This is a genomic window from Halomonas aestuarii (assembly GCF_001886615.1).
GTDB classification, from domain to species: domain Bacteria; phylum Pseudomonadota; class Gammaproteobacteria; order Pseudomonadales; family Halomonadaceae; genus Halomonas; species Halomonas aestuarii.
This window is the reverse complement of record NZ_CP018139.1, coordinates 3,062,124-3,080,369: the sequence shown is the minus strand read 5'-3', so window position 1 is coordinate 3,080,369 and position 18,246 is coordinate 3,062,124. Positions and strand designations below refer to the sequence as shown.

Annotated in this window: 17 protein-coding genes; 1 reads left to right on the top strand and 16 read right to left on the bottom strand. The window is 68.3% G+C overall.

Going from position 1 to position 18,246, the window contains the following annotated elements; all coding sequences use genetic code 11:
• Positions 1 to 35: 35 nt before the first annotated feature.
• The 3 genes from BOX17_RS14320 to BOX17_RS14310 form a co-directional block, all read right to left on the bottom strand.
• Entirely contained in the window at positions 36 to 1,295 is a 1,260-nt protein-coding gene (locus BOX17_RS14320) for a D-amino acid dehydrogenase (RefSeq protein ID WP_071945663.1), read from the bottom strand.
• 165 nt (positions 1,296 to 1,460) lie between these two features.
• Positions 1,461 to 2,747: an MATE family efflux transporter gene (locus BOX17_RS14315; protein WP_071946913.1), complete on the bottom strand. Its 1,287-nt coding sequence runs from the start codon at positions 2,745 to 2,747 to the stop codon at positions 1,461 to 1,463.
• 118 nt (positions 2,748 to 2,865) lie between these two features.
• Positions 2,866 to 4,692, bottom strand: coding sequence for a putative bifunctional diguanylate cyclase/phosphodiesterase (locus BOX17_RS14310; RefSeq protein ID WP_083582179.1), 1,827 nt, complete (start codon positions 4,690 to 4,692; stop codon positions 2,866 to 2,868).
• Between the two features lie 295 nt (positions 4,693 to 4,987).
• On the opposite strand from BOX17_RS14310, the gene BOX17_RS14305 reads away from it, so the two are divergent.
• On the top strand, positions 4,988 to 5,782 hold the full coding sequence (locus tag BOX17_RS14305) for a 2OG-Fe dioxygenase family protein (protein WP_071945661.1): 795 nt from the start codon (positions 4,988 to 4,990) through the stop codon (positions 5,780 to 5,782).
• Between the two features lie 75 nt (positions 5,783 to 5,857).
• Here the strand turns inward: BOX17_RS14305 and BOX17_RS14300 are convergent, their stop codons facing one another.
• The 13 genes from BOX17_RS14300 to truA all read right to left on the bottom strand — a co-directional run bounded on the left by BOX17_RS14300 (position 5,858) and on the right by truA (position 18,244).
• Positions 5,858 to 6,439, bottom strand: coding sequence for a YceI family protein (locus BOX17_RS14300; protein ID WP_071945659.1), 582 nt, complete (start codon positions 6,437 to 6,439; stop codon positions 5,858 to 5,860).
• Between the two features lie 37 nt (positions 6,440 to 6,476).
• Positions 6,477 to 7,031 carry a cytochrome b gene (locus tag BOX17_RS14295; RefSeq protein WP_071946909.1) on the bottom strand — a complete coding sequence of 185 codons (555 nt, stop codon included), beginning with the start codon at positions 7,029 to 7,031 and terminating at the stop codon, positions 6,477 to 6,479.
• A 169-nt stretch (positions 7,032 to 7,200) separates the two neighbouring features.
• Positions 7,201 to 7,890: a type 1 glutamine amidotransferase domain-containing protein gene (locus tag BOX17_RS14290; RefSeq protein ID WP_071946907.1), complete on the bottom strand. Its 690-nt coding sequence runs from the start codon at positions 7,888 to 7,890 to the stop codon at positions 7,201 to 7,203.
• 148 nt (positions 7,891 to 8,038) lie between these two features.
• Entirely contained in the window at positions 8,039 to 9,235 is a 1,197-nt protein-coding gene (locus tag BOX17_RS14285) for an O-succinylhomoserine sulfhydrylase (RefSeq protein WP_071945657.1), read from the bottom strand.
• An 11-nt stretch (positions 9,236 to 9,246) separates the two neighbouring features.
• Positions 9,247 to 10,770, bottom strand: coding sequence for an amidophosphoribosyltransferase (gene purF, locus BOX17_RS14280; protein WP_071945655.1), 1,524 nt, complete (start codon positions 10,768 to 10,770; stop codon positions 9,247 to 9,249).
• Between the two features lie 77 nt (positions 10,771 to 10,847).
• A complete protein-coding gene (locus BOX17_RS14275; protein ID WP_071945653.1) occupies positions 10,848 to 11,432 on the bottom strand; it encodes a CvpA family protein in 585 nt (194 codons plus the stop codon).
• A 2-nt stretch (positions 11,433 to 11,434) separates the two neighbouring features.
• The gene (locus tag BOX17_RS14270; RefSeq protein ID WP_244272152.1) at positions 11,435 to 12,076 is read right to left on the bottom strand and encodes an SPOR domain-containing protein; all 642 of its coding nucleotides are present in this window, start codon (positions 12,074 to 12,076) and stop codon (positions 11,435 to 11,437) included.
• A gap of 8 nt (positions 12,077 to 12,084) precedes the next feature.
• Positions 12,085 to 13,419 (bottom strand): bifunctional tetrahydrofolate synthase/dihydrofolate synthase, encoded by a 1,335-nt coding sequence (folC, locus tag BOX17_RS14265; protein ID WP_071945649.1) that lies wholly within the window; start codon positions 13,417 to 13,419, stop codon positions 12,085 to 12,087.
• Positions 13,420 to 13,428: 9 nt separating this feature from the next.
• Positions 13,429 to 14,454 carry an acetyl-CoA carboxylase, carboxyltransferase subunit beta gene (gene accD, locus BOX17_RS14260; RefSeq protein WP_071945647.1) on the bottom strand — a complete coding sequence of 342 codons (1,026 nt, stop codon included), beginning with the start codon at positions 14,452 to 14,454 and terminating at the stop codon, positions 13,429 to 13,431.
• A 72-nt stretch (positions 14,455 to 14,526) separates the two neighbouring features.
• Positions 14,527 to 15,330, bottom strand: coding sequence for a tryptophan synthase subunit alpha (trpA, locus tag BOX17_RS14255; protein ID WP_071946905.1), 804 nt, complete (start codon positions 15,328 to 15,330; stop codon positions 14,527 to 14,529).
• 15 nt (positions 15,331 to 15,345) lie between these two features.
• Entirely contained in the window at positions 15,346 to 16,560 is a 1,215-nt protein-coding gene (trpB, locus tag BOX17_RS14250) for a tryptophan synthase subunit beta (protein ID WP_125925577.1), read from the bottom strand.
• Between the two features lie 60 nt (positions 16,561 to 16,620).
• Entirely contained in the window at positions 16,621 to 17,271 is a 651-nt protein-coding gene (locus BOX17_RS14245; protein ID WP_071945643.1) for a phosphoribosylanthranilate isomerase, read from the bottom strand.
• Entirely contained in the window at positions 17,264 to 18,244 is a 981-nt protein-coding gene (truA, locus tag BOX17_RS14240) for a tRNA pseudouridine(38-40) synthase TruA (protein ID WP_071945641.1), read from the bottom strand. Before truA ends, BOX17_RS14245 begins: the two co-directional genes overlap by 8 nt.
• Positions 18,245 to 18,246 lie beyond the last annotated feature (2 nt).

The following is an 18,246-nucleotide window of genomic DNA, read 5'->3' as shown; positions in this document are numbered from 1 at the left end:
CATCGGCCCGGGCGTTGTCATTACGAGCCTCTGTCTCAGGCCGCGTAGCGAGAGACATCCAGGCCGCGGGGATCGATCACGGGATCCCTGCCGCTCATCAGGTCGGCCAGCAGCTGGCCGCTGCCGCAGCTCATCGTCCAGCCCAGGGTACCGTGGCCGGTGTTGAGCCACAGGTTGTCGACCCGGGTGGCCCCGATGATCGGCGTGGAGTCCGGCGTCATGGGACGCAGGCCGGTCCAGAACTCGGCCCTGCCCACATCGCCCCCCTCGGGGAAGACGTCGCGCACCACCATGCCGATGGTCGCCCGGCGCTTCTCCAGCAGGCTCAGGTCGTAGGAGGCCAGCTCGGCGGTCCCCCCCACGCGGATGCGGTCATCGAAGCGCGAGATCGCCACCTTGAAGGTCTCGTCCATCACCGTGGACTGCGGGGCCCCGCCGTCGTCGGTGACCGGCACGGTCAGGCTGTACCCCTTGACCGGGTAGATCGGCAGCCTGACCCCCATGTCCTTCACCAGGAACGGCGAGTAGCTGCCCAGGCAGACCACGTACGCGTCGGCGGTGAGCTCCCCCTCGCTCGTCACCACGCTCTCGATCCTGTCGGCACTGCGCTTGAGACGCTGGATCTCGACGTTGAAGCGGAACTCGACCCCCAGCCGCTCACGGCAGTAGTCCGCCAGCCGGTTCGTGAACAGGTAGCAGTCGCCCGTCTGGTCGTCGGGCAGGTGCAGCCCGCCCACGAACTTGCCCGGCACGCGACCGAGCGCCGGCTCGACGCCGGCGATCTCGTCGGCGTTAAGCAGCCGGTGGCGCACCCCACACTGTTCCAGGACCCTCATGTCCTTGGCCACCGCCTCGACCTGGCTCTCGTGGCGGAACAGCTGCAGCAGGCCACGCTGACGGTCCTCGTAGCGGATGCCGGTCTCGTCGCGCAGGGCATTGATGCAGGCCCGGCTGTGCTCGGCCACACGCACCATGCGCTCCTTGTTGACCATGTAGCGCTCGGGGTTGCAGTTGCCGAGCATCTGCATCATGAAGCGCGCCATGGTCGGATCCATCTTGGGCTGGATCTTGAGGGGGGCGTGCTCCTGGAACATCCACTTCACGGCCTTTCGGGGAATGCCCGGCGCGGCCCAGGGAGAGGAGAACCCGAAGGAGACCTGGCCGGCATTGCCGTAACTGGTTTCCATCGCCGGTGACGGCTGGCGATCCACCACCGTGACCTCATGGCCCTGGCGGGCCAGGTAATAGGCGCTGGTGACGCCGACGACGCCGCTGCCGAGAATCAGTACCTTCATGGGACTCCCCTTCTGCCGGGTGGTGGGATCAACGAGGCCGGCAGTATAGGGAGGTTTTCATGGAAATATCATCTGAAATTTACCGATATATACCATTCTTAAATTGTTTTTTGATGGTATTTTACTTCTTATTGTCGAAATATCCTTCAATACCAGAGGATATTTCTAGGAAGCGCTGGACGGCTGTCGGCGGGGGCTGGCCAGGATCCGACGCAGCACCTGCCAGGCCGCCAGGCCCGCCAGCAGGTTGCCGATGGCCGCCCCCATGGCCAGGCCCGTCAGCTCGCCCAGCCGGGCCCCCACCCAGAGACACGGCAGATAGAAGACGAACAGCCGGGCGCCGGACATCAGCATGGCACGCAGCGGCCAGCCCAGGGCGTTGCCGGCCGACACCACGATCATGCAGACGCCCAGCGCCGCGTAGCTCGGCAGCAGGAAGCGGATCAGGGTCGCCAGGTCGTCGCGGACCTCGGGGTTGCCTGAGAGCACGAGGGCCAGCCACGGCGACGCCAGGGCCATCAGCACCCCCAGCGAGAGCTGCCAGACCACCACCACCCTGAGCGCCAGCCGCATCAGCCGGTGGATCTGCTCCCAGTCCCCTGCCCCGTAGCAGCGCCCCAGCCAGGGCGGCAGCGACATCGTCATGGCCAGCACCACCATCAACGACAGGGTCTCCAGGCGACTGGCAAGCCCCCAGGCCGCCACCTGGGCCTCGCCCAGGGAGGCCACCACCGAGATGGCCAGCATGGCCGCCAGGGGCGGCATCAGCTGGCTGATCATGGCCGGACCGGCGATGCCGGCGAAGGGCACGAGGGAACGCTTCAACTCCCCGGCCAGCCCCTCGACCGCCAGCCAGTCCATGCCGCTCAGGCGCCGGCCCACCAGCAGCAGGCCGGTGGCGAAGGCGATCGAGGTCGCCCAGGCGGCGCCCGGCAGGCCCAGCCCCTCCCAGGGACCGAGGCCGAAGATCAGCAGCGGGTCGAGCACCAGGTTCAGAAGGCTCGTGATCACCATCATCTTGCCCGGCAGCCAGGTGTCGCCGTGGGCCCGGAACAGGCTGTAGCCGAAATAGAGCACCGCCCCGAGCCAGGCCGCCAGCAGCTGGGGCCCCCAGTAGTGGCGGATCAACGTCCGGGTCGCCCCGTCGGCCCCCAGCAGGCCGAATACCGGGGTCTGGATGGCCCACAGCAGCAACACCAGCAGCGCGATAGTGGCGGTCCCGACCAGCAGCACCAGGCTGCCCAGCCGTCTCGCGCGCGCCGTCTCCCTCGCCCCCAGGGTGCGCGATATCAGGGCTGCGATGGCGATCCCCATGCCCACCTGGATGCCGATGACCAGGAAGGACAGGGGGAAGGTGAAGGACTGGGCGGCCAGCGGCGCAGTGCCCAGGCGGGCGATGAAGGCACTGTCGACCAGCTGGAAGCCGAGCAGGGCCAGCACGCCGATGGCCATGGGCCAGGTCTGGCGCCACAGGGTGAGGCCGAGGGAGGAACGGGATGCGTCGGGGGAATTCACACGGACTCCGGGGTCGATCGGGGACCTGGCATTCTACGCCATGGCGGCGCCGGACTCAGCCCGAGAGCCCCCCTTCCCCCGTCACGAGGCCGGCCAGGATGCGCTCCATTTCCGGGGCGGACATGGGTCGGAAGAAGTAGAACCCCTGGACAAGGTCGCAGCGCATCTCCCGGATCAGCGTCAGCTGCTCGCGGTTCTCGACCCCTTCGGCCACCACCTCGAGCCCCAGCCGGTGACCGATGAAGATCGCGGCCTCCATGATGGCGCGATCCTCGGGCTGGTCGGGGGCATCCCGCACGAAGGCACGGTCGATCTTGAGCGCCGTGACCGGGAAGTGCTTGAGGTAGCTCAGCGACGAGTAGCCGGTACCGAAATCGTCGATGGCGATGCGGTACCCCAGGTGGTGGAGCCGGCGCAGCCCCTCGAGGATCCTGTCGTCGGCCTCGATCAGCACGTTCTCGGTGAGCTCGAGGCCCACGTGTCGGGGGCCCAGGCCATGGCGCGCCAGGCAATCCTCGAAACGCTGGAAGACATCGGGCCGGCTCATCTGCCGGCCGGAGAAATTGATGTCGATGCGCTCCAGCGCCAGGCCGGCGTCTCGCCACTGTGCCCGCTGCCGGCAGGCGGTCTCCATGACCCAGTCCCCGAGGCGGTGGATCAGGTCGGAGCGCTCGGCCAGGGGAATGAACTCGGCCGGCGAGATGGGCGGGCCTTCCGCCGGCTGCCAGCGCAGCAGCGCCTCCAGGTTCTCGATGCGTCCGCTGACCGCCGAGACCTGGGGCTGGTAGTGCAACGAGAGCTCTCCGCTGTCCAGCGCCCGTTCCAGGCGGTCGACGAGGCGATGCTGGTGCAGCAGCTCGTCGTGGAGCTTCTGGTCGAAGAACCACACGCTGCCGCGGCCGTCGAGCTTGGCCCGGTTCTTGGCCACGTCGGCATTGCGGATGAGCTCCCGCGCGGTATCACCGTTGTCCGGGTAGAGGCTGACGCCCAGGCAGGCCGTCACCTGGCGCCGGGTCCCGTCCATCAGGAACGGCGACCGCAGGACCTGCTGGACCTTCTGCAGCAGTTGGGGGAGGACGTCTTCACGCCGGAAGCCCGGGAAGGCGATCACGAACTCGTCGCTGGAGAGACGCGACATCAGGTCGGAGCCGCGCATCGCCCGATGCAGGCGCCGGGTCAGCTCGACCAGCAGGCGGTCGCCCTGCTCGTAGCCGAGGGCGTCGTTGATCTCCACGAAACGGTCGATATCCAGGTAGACCAGCACCAGGCCGCTGTCCTGTCGCCGGCAGTCGGCGATGGCCTCGTCGAGCTGCGACTCGAAGGTCTGGCGATTGGGCAGGTGGGTCAAGGCGTCGAACCGCGTGGCGAAATCCAGCTCACGATGGGCCCGCTTCTGGTCCGAGAGATCCACGTCGACGCAGAACATCAGGGGATCGTCGGTGTGCTCGTTGAGCATCACGTGGTGCGAGAACACCGACACCGGCTCGCCGCTCTTGTGCTGGAGTTCCAGCTCATCGGCGGGGATCTCGATCCCCTGCTCCACCCAGGCCCGATGCGCCTGGATCACCGGCTCACGCATCGGCTCCGGGATGATCAGTTCCTCCAGCAGCTGTCCCTGGGCCTCGTCGCGCGCATAGCCATAGAGCCGGGTGCTGGCCTCGTTCCAGTAGATCACGCGGCGGCCGCGGTCATAGCCCTGGACCGCGACCTTGGGCAGGCTCTCCAGCAGGGCACGGAATCGCTGCTCGCTTTCCAGGTACTGGCGACGCACGAGTTCCACGTCGCCCAGGGCAGTTCTTCCCCGGGCGGCGGGCCATGCCGCCTTGACCTGCTGCCACCGACGTACCAGCCATAGCCGGAAACGGGTGTCGCGACCGCTCATTCGTCCCCTCATCATCGCAAGGCGATGCCACCGTAGAGCATGGAACCGTATGGTCCGTGGCAGCAACGAGAATCACTATCTTACACATCGTTGTAGGTAATCTCCTACACGCGATGACGTGTCTGTCTGACGTTGCAATCAGCCTTTTCAACGAAGCCGCAAGACAGGTGGCGTACCAGTAGTTTCGTACATTTTTTGACATTTCGTTGCAAATCTTCTCACTTTCAGAGGGTTGCCCTGGTTATTTCCGGCAACTCACGGGCAATGTCGCCCGCCCCACAGTGGAGAAGATCTCATGAAACTCGATACCCTCAAATACGGCTTCGATCCCGCCACCATGCCCCTCGACCCGGTCGCCGACTACTGGACGCCGGAGGTCACCCAGGCCCTGCGGCAGCAGGACTGGGCCCAGACCGAGGTGCGCTCCCGGGTGGACCTTGAGGCCTGGCAGGCGTTCACCGCCGACCTGCCCCGGGACCCCTATGTCAACCGCCGCTGGAAGCGCATGTCCTGGCTGACCCTGGACGAAAGGGGCGACGTCCACGACATGGGAGCGTGTCCGATGGCCCAGGGAGGCGCCTTCAATGATGCCGAGAGCATGGCGGACCGCCTGCGCTACTACGAGCCGCTCACGCCGGAGTTCATGGCCCGACCGGATGTGAAGGCCTTCGTGCGCGCCTGGGCCCGGCTCTGGGACCTGAAGCCGAACGAACCCATCCTCATGCAGATCACCGGGGTGCGCGGCGAGGGCATGGTCGACCCCCTGCAGGGCCAGGGGATCCACGCCGATGGCTGCAAGGCGCTGAGTGTCATGGTGGTCAATCGGGACAACGTCGCCGGCGCCGAGAACCACCTCTATGCCGACAAGGCGGGCACCCGGCCCCTCGTCGACATGACCCTCGACCCGGGGGATATCCTGCACCTGCGCGACGACCGCCTCTACCACAGCGTGGATGCCCTCGCCCAGGACGACGAGACCGCCCCCTTCGAGCGCTTCATCGTCATCATCAACAGCCGATTCGTGGATGAGTTCCAGAACCGTATCCTGCGTCGGCACTTCCCCGATGCGGTGCTCAACGAGACCCGCTGAACCCCCATCCTCCCCGAAGCGAAACGCCCCCCGGAGCCTCTCCGGGGGGGCGTCATCGTGCCTGCGGGGGACGCCTTACTGGCGGATGCCCTCGAAGGTGACGTAGAGCTCGAGGTCGTGCATCACCTCGGGGAACTTGCTCATGTCGATGCCATAGTCGGCCAGAGTCAGCGTGGTGGTCCCCTCGAAACCGGCCCGATAGTTGCCCCAGGGATCCTCGCCCTCGCCCAGCAGGGTGACCGGCATCTCGATCGTGTTGGTCTCGCCATGCAGCGTCAGCTCGCCGCTCAGCACGCCCTCGTTGTCCCCGGTGGGCTCGAAGCCGGTGGACGTGAAGGTGGCGGTCGGATAGTCCCCTGCCGCCAGGAAGTCGTCGCTCTTGATGTGCTTGTCACGCTCGGCATGGTTACTGGTGAGGCTTGTCACATCGACGTCCAGGTTGGCGGCCGAGGCCTCCAGGTTCTCCGGATCGTAACGGAAGCTGCCCGAGAACTCCTCGAAGCTGCCGAGGATGTAGGAGAAGCCCAGGTGGCTGATCTTGAACTGGATGAAGGCGTGCTGGCCCTCGGTGTCGATGGCGTAGTCGGCGGCCTGGACCTGGGACAGCGGCACCAGGGCGGCGGCTAGGGCGGTGGCGATGGCGGTCTTCTTGATCATGGTATCTCCTTGCGGATCGTCGCGGGGAAGGATCGCCTCAGGGGCGACGGGAGTGATTCGGGTCGACCATGCGCACCAGGACATCCGTGCTATCGACCCAATGATGTTTCAGGGCGGCCAGGGCATGGCCGGCCGACAGCACCATCAGCGCCAAGGCACTGTACCAGTGCACCTGACCGGCCAGGGTGGCCTGGTTCGGCAGGTCGCTGACCAGTGCCGGCACCTCGAAGGCGTCGAACACCTGGATTCCCTGGCCATCGGCGGTGGAGATCAGGTAGCCGCTGACCAGCGCCACGACCAGCAGCACGTAGAGCGCGAGGTGACCGAGATGCGCGGCCTGGCGCTCCAGGCGCGACCCCCTGACCTCCGGCGTGGGCTGAAAGAGTCGGCTCCCGAGGCGGATCAGGGTCGCCAGCAGCAGCAGCATGCCGACGGAGCGATGCCACCAGGGACCCAGGTTGTACCAGGGGTCATAGTACCCGAGCCCCGTCATCCACCAGCCCAGGGCGAAGAGCCCGATGACGGCCAGGGCACTGGCCCAGTGCAGCAGGATACTGGCCAGCCCCCAGCCACGGCGCGTGTTCCTCCACATGGCCTCCATGGCCTCCGTGCAACTCATGGACAGGCATCAGCATACGGCACCGTTCGATCGATATCCGCGAATAAACCCGAACACACCATTCGACAAAACCACATGCCGCCCGCCACGACGGACGTGACGGGCGGCATGGGACTTCCCGGAGCGCTGTGGCTCGGAGGAGTCAGCCTCGCTCGGCCAGCACCTCGAGCAGCAACCGGGCCGTGGTCGCACTGGACGCCGGGTTCTGGCCGGTGACCAGCAGGCCGTCGCGCACCTGGAAGGGCGCGAAATCATCGCTGCTGCGCTCGTAGCGACCGCCCTTCTCCTTGAGGGCATCCTCGAGCAGGTGCGGCACGACCCCGGTGAGGCCCACCGCCTCCTCCTCGCTGTTGGCGAAGCCGGTGACCTTGCGCCCCTTGACCAACGGTTCGCCCTCGGGGGTCCTGGCCTCGAGGAGCACCGTGGGCGCGTGGCAGACGGCGGCCACCGGACGCTCGGCGGCCAGGAAGGCCTCGATCAGGCGCCGGGAATCGGCATCGCCGGTCAGATCCCACAGCGGGCCGTGTCCGCCGGGATAGAAGATCGCATCGAAGTCATCGACCTCGACCTCGCTGAGCTTGCGGGTATCGGCGAGCTGCGCCTTGGCCTGCTCGTCCGCCTCGAAGCGCCGGGTCTCCTCGGTGAGGGCCTCCTCGGCCTGGGAGTTGGGATCCACCGGCGGCTGGCCGCCCTTGGGTGAGGCCAGGGTGACCTCGGCCCCGGCGTCCTTGAAGACATAGTAGGGGGCGGCGAACTCCTCGAGCCAGAAGCCGGTCTGGTGGCCGGTATCCCCCATGCGGTCATGGGACGTCAGTACCATCAGGATCTTCATCATGGCCCTCCTCGGGCATCAGTAAATGCGTACCCTGTGAGATGGAGGCGCGGGACAGGAGTTCAAGGGCGGAGAAAAGCCTCGAGGGACAAGCGCCTGCCTCGAGGGGCAGGCGCGCGTGTCGGATGGGGCCAGTCGACGGCGCCCGTCAGACCAGGGCGTCGAGCCCCCGGGCCAGGTCGGCGCGGATGTCCTCCAGGGCCTCGAGTCCTACCGCCACGCGGATCAGGCCCTCGCTGATCCCGGCGGCGGCCTTCTGGTCGTCGGACAGGCGTCCGTGGGTGGTGGTGGCGGGATGGGTGATGGTGGTCTTGACGTCGCCCAGGTTGCCGGTGATGGAGATCATGCGCGTGGCGTCGATCACCGACCAGGCCGCCTCGCGCCCCCCCTTCAGTTCGAAGCCGAGCACCGCCCCGAAGCCCTGCTGCTGCTGGCTGGCGAGGTCATGCTGGGGATGACTCGCCAGGCCGCTGTAGTGCACCCGGGCCACCGTGGGATGGCCTTCCAACCACTCGGCGAGGTGCCGGGCGTTCTCGCAGTGGGCGCGCATACGCAGATTGAGGGTCTCGAGGCCCTTGGTGAAGATCCAGGCATTGAAGGGGCTCAGGCAGGGCCCGCAGGTGCGCACCACCCCGAACACCTCCTCGAGCTCGCTGTCGCGGCCCACCACGGCCCCGCCGACCGCTCGGCCCTGTCCGTCCAGGTACTTGGTGGCGGAGTGGATCACGAGGTCGGCCCCCAGCGACAGGGGCTTCTGCAGCGCCGGGGTCAGGAAGCAGTTGTCGATGGCCAGCAGTGCCCCATGGCGATGGGCGATCCTGGCCAGGGCCGCGATGTCCACCACCTCGGAGAGCGGATTCGAGGGCGTCTCGGCGAACAGCAGCTTGGTCGCCGGGCCGATGGCCTCCTCCCAGGCCTCGAGGTTCGACAGTTCCACGTAGCGGGTGGTGATGCCGAACTTGCCCAGGTACTTGTCGAACAGGCTGACCGTGGAGCCGAACAGCGAGCGGGACGCAACGATCTCGTCGCCGGACGAGAGCAGGGCCAGGGCCGTGGCCATGATCGCCGCCATGCCGGAGCTCGTGGCCACGCAGCGCTCACCGCCCTCCATGGCGGCAAGGCGCTGCTCGAAGGTGCGCACAGTGGGATTGGTGAAGCGCGAGTAGATGTTGCCCGGCTCCTCACCGCTGAACTTGGCCGCCGCCTCGGCGGCGCTGCCGTAGACGAAGCTCGACGTCGGAAAGATCGGCTCGCTGTGTTCCTGCTCGTGGGTGCGCTGGTGACCGGCGCGGATGGCCAGGGTCTCGAGCTCCCACTCCGGCTCGGGTGTCTGATCCTGCTGCATGACGGGCCCCTTCAGTCGTCGATGTCGTCTTCCTGATTGTGCATGCCCACCAGGGCGTGGTCGCCGGCGCTGCGCTGCTGCTTGGCATCGTCGCTGCGCGAGGCCTCCAGGGCCGCCAGGTAACGCTCATCGATGTCACCGGTCACGTACTGGCCGTCGAACACCGAGCAGTCGAAGCTCTCAAGTTCGGGATTCACCTCGCGACAGGCCGCCTTGAGGTCCTCGAGGTCCTGATAGAAGATCCGGTCGGCACCGATCAGCTCGCCCACCTCGGCCTCGCTGCGCCCATGGGCGATCAGCTCGTTGGCCGCCGGCATGTCGATGCCGTAGACGTTGGGATAGCGCACGGGTGGCGCGGCAGAGGCGAAGTAGACCTTGCGGGCACCGGCCTCGCGGGCCATCTGGATGATCTGCTTGCAGGTGGTCCCGCGCACGATGGAGTCGTCCACCAGCAGCACGTTCTTGTCCTTGAACTCGACGCCGATGGCGTTGAGCTTCTGGCGCACCGACTTCTTGCGCTGGGTCTGGCCCGGCATGATGAAGGTCCGCCCGATATAGCGGTTCTTCATGAAGCCTTCGCGGTAGGTCACGCCGAGATGCTGGGCGAGCTCCAGGGCCGAGGTGCGCGAGGTATCCGGGATCGGGATCACCACGTCGATGTCGTGTTCGGGCCACTCGTTCTGGATACGGTCCCCGAGCTTGCGACCCATCTGCATGCGGGTGCCGTAGACGTAGGCCCCGTCGAGGATGGAATCGGGACGCGCCAGGTAGACGTGCTCGAAGATGCAGGAGGAGAGCCGGGGGGTGTCGGCACAGGACTGGGTGTGGATGGCGCCGGTCATGTCGACGAAGATCGCCTCGCCAGGGGCCAGGTCGCGGTGCAGGTCGAAGCCGCCCACGTCGAGTGCCACCGACTCGGAGGCGATCATCACCTCCTGTCCCTCGCCCTCGTCACGGGTGCCGAACACCACCGGGCGGATTCCGTGGGGATCGCGGAACGCCACCAGGCCGACCCCGTTGATGATGGCCACCGCGGCATAGCCCCCCCGGCAGCGGCGATGGACGCGACGTACCGCGTCGAAGATGTCGCCGGGCTCCAGGTGCAGGCCCTGCTTGCCGAGTTCATGGGCGAAGACGTTGAGCAGCACCTCGGAGTCGGAGCTGGTGTTGATGTGGCGCAGGTCGGAGGAGAACAGCTCCTGCTTGAGCTGGTCGGAATTCGTCAGGTTGCCGTTGTGCGCCAGGGTGATGCCGTAGGGCGAGTTGACGTAGAACGGCTGGGACTCCGCCTCGCTGGAGGAGCCGGCGGTGGGATAGCGCACGTGGCCGATGCCCAGGTTGCCCTTGAGGCGGGCCATGTGGCGAGTATGGAAGACGTCCCGCACCAGGCCGTTGCTCTTGCGCAACAGGAATCGTCCGTCATGCCAGGTCATCATGCCGGCGGCATCCTGTCCGCGGTGCTGGAGTACTGTCAGGGCGTCATAGATGCCCTGGTTCACCGCCTGCTTGGCCATCAGGCCCACGATACCGCACATACCACCTTACCTCTCTTGCCGGGAACTAACTGTAATGAGTCGGGACAGGGCCTTGGCGCCCGTCACGGATTCGTTGATCAGGGGGGCGTCGCCCCCTCGGCGCGTTCCGGTTCGCCTTCGTCGTCCGACGCCTGCTCCGGGAGCGGCAGCGACAGCTCCCGCAGGGACGCCGGCTCGGGCAGGCGTCCCTCCCAGGCCTCGAGATGGCTCACCGCCCAGTCCCGAAGCTGCTCGAAGGTCGGTCGCAGCGAGGCCTCCTGCCACGCCTGGAGCTGCACCAGGGGCGTCAGGCTCAGCAGGATGGTCGCGAGAATCAGGATCGCCGCCCCCTTGGCCATGCCGAAGGCGGCACCGGTCACCCGGTTCAGGAACCCCATCCCGACCCACTCCACGGCGGCATGCACCAGGCGGATGACGATGCCGCAGAGCAGGACCACCGCGAAGATCACCAGCACGAAGGCCAGCACCAGGCGGCCATCGGCGTTGTCGATCACCCCCGACAGCAGTTCGGCCACCGGGTCCGCCAGCAGCCGGGCCGCCAGCAGGGCGAGGATCCAGGCGGCGAGTCCGAGGGCCTCGCGAACCAGCCCGCGCAGGAACCCGGCAAGCCCGGTCACCACCAGCACCGCCACGAAGATCCAGTCGATCCAGGTCAGCGCCATGGTCACTTGTCCGCCCGCACCAGCAGGCCCTGCAGGTTGTCCCGGGCCTTGAGCTCGCCCATCACCCTCTCGCCCTCACGGGAGGTCGCGAAGGGGCCGACGTAGACGGTGGTCAGGCCATTGTCACGGTCTCGGCTGTAGACGGGCAGCCCCTGCTCGGCGAGAGTCGCCTCCAGTCGCTGGGCGTTGGCGGGCTCGCCGAAGCTGCCCACCTGCACCGCCCACTCGCCGTCGGGGGCCGCCTCGACCGGATCGGGTCGCGACCCTTCCTGCTGGCCGGCCAGCCGCTCGTCGGCCGCGCGCGCCAGTTCGGCGATGGGGTCGGCGGCAGGCTCGTCGCTCGGCGCGGAGGCGGGTTCGCTCTCCGCCGATGCGGGTGTAGCCTCGACGGCCGGCGCGGCGTCCGCCCCCTCCTCCTCGGAGGACGCCGGACGAGACGATGATGCCTCGGGCGACTGGATCTGCCCGAGGCTTGCCGGCGGCGTCGGATCCGGCAGGTCCCGGCGCTCCACCTCGACCGGCCGCTCGATGGTCATTACCGGCTGGGGCCGTTCGCCACGCGGGGCCGGCTCGTCGAAGAGCATGGGGATGAAGATCACCGCCAGGGCGATCAGGATCACCGCTCCACTGAGACGTTCTCGCATTCCGTATTTCATCTCGCTCCCTCGATGCGCGTGGCTTCCTGTGCAGTCTGACCCGTTGCCTGCTCGGCGGCCAGCAGCCACTCCAGCACCGCGGCGACGGTGAAGAAGGAGCCGCAGACCAGGATGCGGTCCTCGGGTGCGAGTCGGGCCGACAGCCAGTCGGCCGCCTCGGCGGGTGAGTCCCCGCGGTGCCACACCACCGCCTCCTGGAGGGCCAGGCGCTCGGCCAGGTCCTCCGCCGAGCGGGCCCGTTCGCCCTCCAGGCTCACCGGCACCCAGGCGTCTACCACAGGGGCCAGGGCGGCGATCACGCCATCGGCGTCCTTGTCACCGAGCATGCCGATCAGGCCGATGGTGCGTCCCGAGCAGGGACGTGCCGCGAGTCGTCCCGCCACGTAGGCGGCGGCATGGGGGTTGTGGCCAACATCGAGGCACCACTGCCCCCGCCACTGCAGGCGCCCGGGGAGCTCTACCGTCGACAGGGCACGGCGGCAGGCGCCCTGCTCCAGCGACACCTCGGCCAGGGCCAGGGCCTGCAGGGCGGTGGCGGCATTGTCCAGCGGCAGGCCCGGGTCGGGCAGTCCCTCGAGGTCGAGCGGGCGGCCATCGCCCCCCTGGCCGGACCAGCGCCAGGCGTCACCCTCCCCCTCGCGGCGGAAGGCCTCGCCCAAGGCCACCACCCGGGCGCCCTGCTGCTCGGCCACGGCCCGGACGCTGGACGGGAGGGTCGTGCTGCCCAGCACCGCGGGCCGGCGGGGCCTGAGGATGCCGGCCTTCTCGCGACCGATGCCCTCGAGATCGGTCCCCAGGAAGGCCGCATGGTCCTGAGCCACGGTGGTGATCACCGCGACGTCCGGGTCGACGACGTTGACGGCGTCCAGGCGGCCGCCGAGCCCCACCTCGAGGATCGCCAGCGCCGGCCGCTGACGACCGATGGCCCACAGTGCGCCAAGGGTCCCCACCTCGAAGTAGGTCAGGCTGATCGGCTCTCCCGCGAGGCGCGCCGCCTCCACCGCCTCGAAGCCGGCGATCAGCGTGGCGTCATCGGCTGGACGGCCGTCCAGCCGAAGGCGCTCGTTGTAGCGCAGCAGGTGCGGCGAGGTGTAGGCCGCGGTGGAGAGGCCATGGGCGCGGGCCAGCGCCTCGAGCATGGCCACCGTCGATCCCTTGCCGTTGGTGCCGGCGACCGTGATGACGCGAGGCGCCAGCGGCGCCTCGAGCAGCCCCATGCGACGCGCGACCTCGGCCACGCGCTCGAGGCCGAGGTCGATGCCGGTCGGGTGGGCCGCTTCCAGCCGGGCCAGCCAGGCCGGAAGCGATGCGGGAAGGGCTCGGTCAGTCATGCCGATCGGTCAGCGCGCCGGATCGGAACGCTCGCCGTCCGGAGCGGCGTCGCTTCCCGTATCGGGCGGGACGCCTTCGTCGGGCGTCGTAGCCGGGGCCTCTGTCTGTTCGGCCTGTTCGGCCTGTTCGGCCGCCTGGACCAGGTCCGGCTGGTCGTCGACGGTCTCCTCGCCGACCACCGGCCAATGGGTCAGCTTGCGCAGCACGCCGCCGAGCCGCGAGCGCATCTCGCCGCGACGGACGATCATGTCCACGGTGCCATGCTCGAGCAGGAACTCGCTGCGCTGGAAGCCCTCCGGCAGCTTCTCGCGAACCGTCTGCTCGATGACCCGCGGGCCCGCGAAGCCGATCAGCGCGTTGGGCTCGGCCACGTTGAGGTCACCGAGCATCGCCAGCGACGCCGAGACGCCGCCGAACACCGGGTCGGTGAGCACCGAGATGTAGGGCACGCCGGCCTGCTTGAGCCTCTCCAGAGCCGCCGAGGTCTTGGCCATCTGCATCAGCGAGAACAGCGCCTCCTGCATCCGAGCCCCGCCGGAGGCGGAGAAGCAGATCAGCGGAATGCCCTCCTCCAGGGCGACGGTGGCGGCCCGCACGAACTTCTCCCCCACCACGGCCCCCATGGAGCCGCCCATGAAGGTGAACTCGAAGGCCACCACCACCACGGGCAGCCCCTCGAGGGAGCCGCGCATGGCGATCAGCGCATCGTTCTCGCCGGTCTCCTTCTGGGCCGCCGCCAGGCGATCCTTGTACTTCTTGGAATCGCGGAACTTGAGACGATCCAGCGGCTCGAGGGTGGCGGTGATCTCCTCGCGCCCTTCCTGGTCCAGGAACCAGTCGAGCCGCTTGCGCGCGGTCAGGCGAAGGTGATGGTCGCACTTGGGGCAGACGTTGTGGTGCTTCTCCAGCTCGGGGAGATAGAGTACCGCCTCGCACTTGGGACACTTGCGCCACAGGCCGTCGGGGACACTCGCCCGACGATCCTTGCGCTGGATGCGGCCCACCGAGGGCACGATCTTGTCTAGCCAGCTCATGTCAGAAACACTTCCGTATAGGCTGATGCCCCCGGATGCCCCGGGAGCAGGGTCGATTCGTTGGCGACGGGATCAGGCGTCCAGCGCCTGGCGCATCTCCCCCAGGACCGCCTCGAGGGCGGCGGGGATCGCCTCGGGATGTTCAGCGTTCTCGGCGATGCGGTTGACGAGCGCCGAGCCGACGATCACGCCATCGGCCACCTTGCCCACCTCGGCGGCGGAGGCCCCGTCGCGGATGCCGAAACCCACGCAGAGCGGCAGGTCGGTCATCTCGCGCAGCGGCGCGAGGTGCTCCGCCACATCCTCGGCGTTGAGGGTGGCCGAGCCGGTCACGCCCTTCAGCGAAACATAGTAGATGTAGCCCTCGCCGTGGGCGCATATTGTAGCGGCCCGGGCGCGGGAGGTGGTAGGGGCGACCAGGAAGATCGAGGCCAGCCCGCGGGCCTTGAGCAACGGTCCAACCTCGTCGGCCTCCTCCGGCGGCATGTCGACGATCAGCACGCCGTCGACGCCGGCCTCGGCGGCCTGGTCGGCGAAGGCCTCGAGACCGATGCGCTCCACCGGGTTGAGGTAGCCCATCAGCACCACCGGGGTCTCGCCGTCGGTCTGGCGGAACTCGCGCACCATCTCGAACAGGTGGGAGAGCCGCACGTGATGCCGGAGGGCGCGCTCGCAGGCCTTCTGGATCACCGGGCCGTCGGCCATGGGGTCCGAGAACGGCACCCCCAGCTCGATAACGTCGGCCCCCGCCGAGACCAGGGCGTGCATGAAGCCCACGGTATGCTCGGGCGCCGGGTCGCCGGCGGTGATGTAGGGAATCAGCGCGCGACGGCCCTGGGCCTTGAGCGCGGCGAAGCGTTGGTCGATACGATTCATGGTCTGCGCCGTCATCTAGAATTCGATCCCGTCGATCTTTGCCACCGTCATGATGTCCTTGTCGCCCCGACCGGAGAGGTTGATCACGATGTTCTGGTCGGGCCGCATGGTAGGGGCCAGCACCTTGGCATAGGCCAGGGCATGGGCAGTCTCCAGGGCCGGCATGATGCCCTCGACGCGGGTCAGCTCGCGGAAGGCCTCGAGGACCTCGGTGTCGTTGGCGGCGACGTAGTTGACCCGCCCCACGTCCTTCCACAGCGCATGCTCGGGACCGACGCCGGGATAGTCCAGGCCGGCGGACACCGAGTGGGTGTCGGAGACCTGGCCGCCCTCGTCGGACATCAGGTAGGTGCGGTTGCCGTGCAGCACGCCGCGGGGAGCGCCGGAGGCCAGGGGCGCGGCATGGCGCCCGGTCTCGACGCCGTCGCCCCCGGCCTCGACGCCGTACATGGCGACGTCGTCATCCTCGACGAACGGGTAGAAGAGGCCCATGGCGTTGGAGCCGCCGCCCACGCAGGCGATGAGTGCATCGGGCAGCTGGCCGAACTCCTCGAAGGACTGGCGGCGGGCCTCGCGACCGGCCACCGCGTTGAAGTCGCGCACCAGCATCGGGTAGGGATGCGGCCCGGCCACGGTGCCGATGATGTAGAAGGTGTCATCGACGTTGGTCACCCAGTCGCGCAACGCCTCGTTCATGGCGTCCTTGAGGGTGCGGGTGCCGGACTCCACCGGGATGACGTTGGCCCCCAGCAGGCGCATGCGGTAGACGTTGAGCTTCTGGCGCTGCACGTCCGCGGCGCCCATGTAGACCTCGCACTCCAGGCCCAGGCGGGCCGCCACGGTGGCCGTGGCCACGCCATGCTGGCCGGCGCCGGTCTCGGCGATGACGCGGGGCTTGCCGCTCTTCTTGGCGAGCAGCGCCTGGCCGATGGTGTTGTTCACCTTGTGGGCGCCGGTGTGGTTGAGGTCCTCGCGCTTGAGCCAGATCTGTGCCCCGCCGAGCTGCTTCGACCATCGCTCGGCATGATAGAGCGGTGACGGGCGGCCCACGAAATGGGCCAGGTCGTAGTCGAATTCCGCCTGGAAGGCCGGGTCATCACGAAGACTCAGGTAGGTCTTCTCCAGCTCATCCAGGGCGAAGCTCAGGGTCTCCGAGACGAACCGGCCGCCGTAGGCGCCGAAATGGCCGCGGGCATCCGGCAGTCGGGTCAGGTCACTGAACTTGCTCACGAAAGACACCTCACAGGGTCGCCAGAAAGGATGTAGGGGAAACAGGGTGGAGCGAACGGCTCAGGCGCCGGAGCGCGCGTCGTCGGCCTGGCGCACGGCCCGCAGGAAGGCCGCCATGCGCGCGGCATCCTTGATGCCGGGAGCGGCCTCGATGCCGCCGGAGACATCCACCGCGAACGGGGCCACGGCCGCGATCGCCTCGGCCACGTTGTCCGGCGTCAGGCCTCCGGCGAGGATAACAGGTTTTGCCAGGCTTGCGGGGATTCGGGACCAGTCGAAGGTCTCGCCGGTGCCCCCCGGCACGCCCGGCCGATAGGCATCCAGCAGCAGCGCCCGCGCGCCTCGATAGCTCTCGGCGGCGGCGGGAAGGTCGAGGCCATCGCGCATGCGCAGGGCCTTGATCCAGGGCCGGACGGCCGCCGTGCAGGTCTCGGGGGATTCTTCGCCGTGGAACTGCAGAAGGTCCAGGTGCTCGGCACAGCGTGTCACCAGCGCCGGCGTGGGGTCGACGAAGAGCCCCACCCGGGTGACGAAGGCAGGCACCCGGGCGCTCAGCTCGGCCAGCCTCTCCGCGTCGATGGCACGCTTGCTGCCGGGCCAGAGCACGAAGCCCAGGGCATCGGCGCCGCCCGCCACGGCCGCGTCGACGTCCTCCTCGCGGGTGAGGCCGCAGAACTTCACACGGGTACGGGCATGGACCGGCTCATTCATGGTCGCAGGCCTCGGGGGTGCGCCCCGTCGTGTCCTGCGACGTCGGCGACGCCTGTCCCCCGGCTCGCTCCGCCACGGGCCGTCCCCGGCGGAACTCGACCATCGGGCAGTCGGGCAGGGCCCGCTCGCCGGTCCACTCGCCGAGGAAGGCGAGCAGGTTGGGGCCCAGCGGCTCACGGGGCAGCCCCCAGCCCTCGTCGTAGAGGGAGTCGACGAAGTGCAGGCCACAGGCCGGGGCGGTCACGTCGGCCAGGGAACGGTCCTTCAGGGCCATGAGCTCGGTCAGGTAGCCGTCCCCCTGTTCACCCCGCCCCACGGTCACCAGGGCACCGACGATGTTGCGGATCATGTGGTGCAGGAAGGCGTTGCCCTGGACATCGATGACCACCAGGGGGCCATGGCGATGCACCTCGATGAAATGGAGGTGGCGCCAGGGGGTCTTCGACTGGCAGCCGGCGGCCCGGAAGCTCGAGAAGTCGTGTTCGCCCACCAGGGCCTGGGCGGCCCGGTGCATGGCATCGGCATCCAGGGGATCGCGGCACCAGGTGGCGTTGGCCCGTTCCAGCACCGGCCGGCTCGGCTGGTTGAGGATCACGTAGCGGTAGCGCCGCGCCAGGGCCTTGAAGCGGGAGTGGAAGGCGTCGGGGACCGGCTTGACCCAGCGCACCGCGACATCCCGAGGCAGGTTGGCGTTGACGCCGAACACCCAGGCCTTCTCGGAGCGGGTGACCGGCGGGTCGAAGTGGATGATCTGTCGGGTCGCATGGACGCCGGAGTCGGTGCGCCCGCTGGCATGCACGGTGATCGGCTGGCCCGCCGACACCTTGGAGAGCGCGGCCTCCAGGGCGGCCTGCACCGAGGGGGCATGCTTGAGGCGCTGCCAGCCGCAGTAGCCGCTGCCGTCGTACTCCACCCCCATGGCCAGACGGCCGGTGAGGGGGTGGTGTTCATCGAGAGATCTGAAAAGGGTCATTC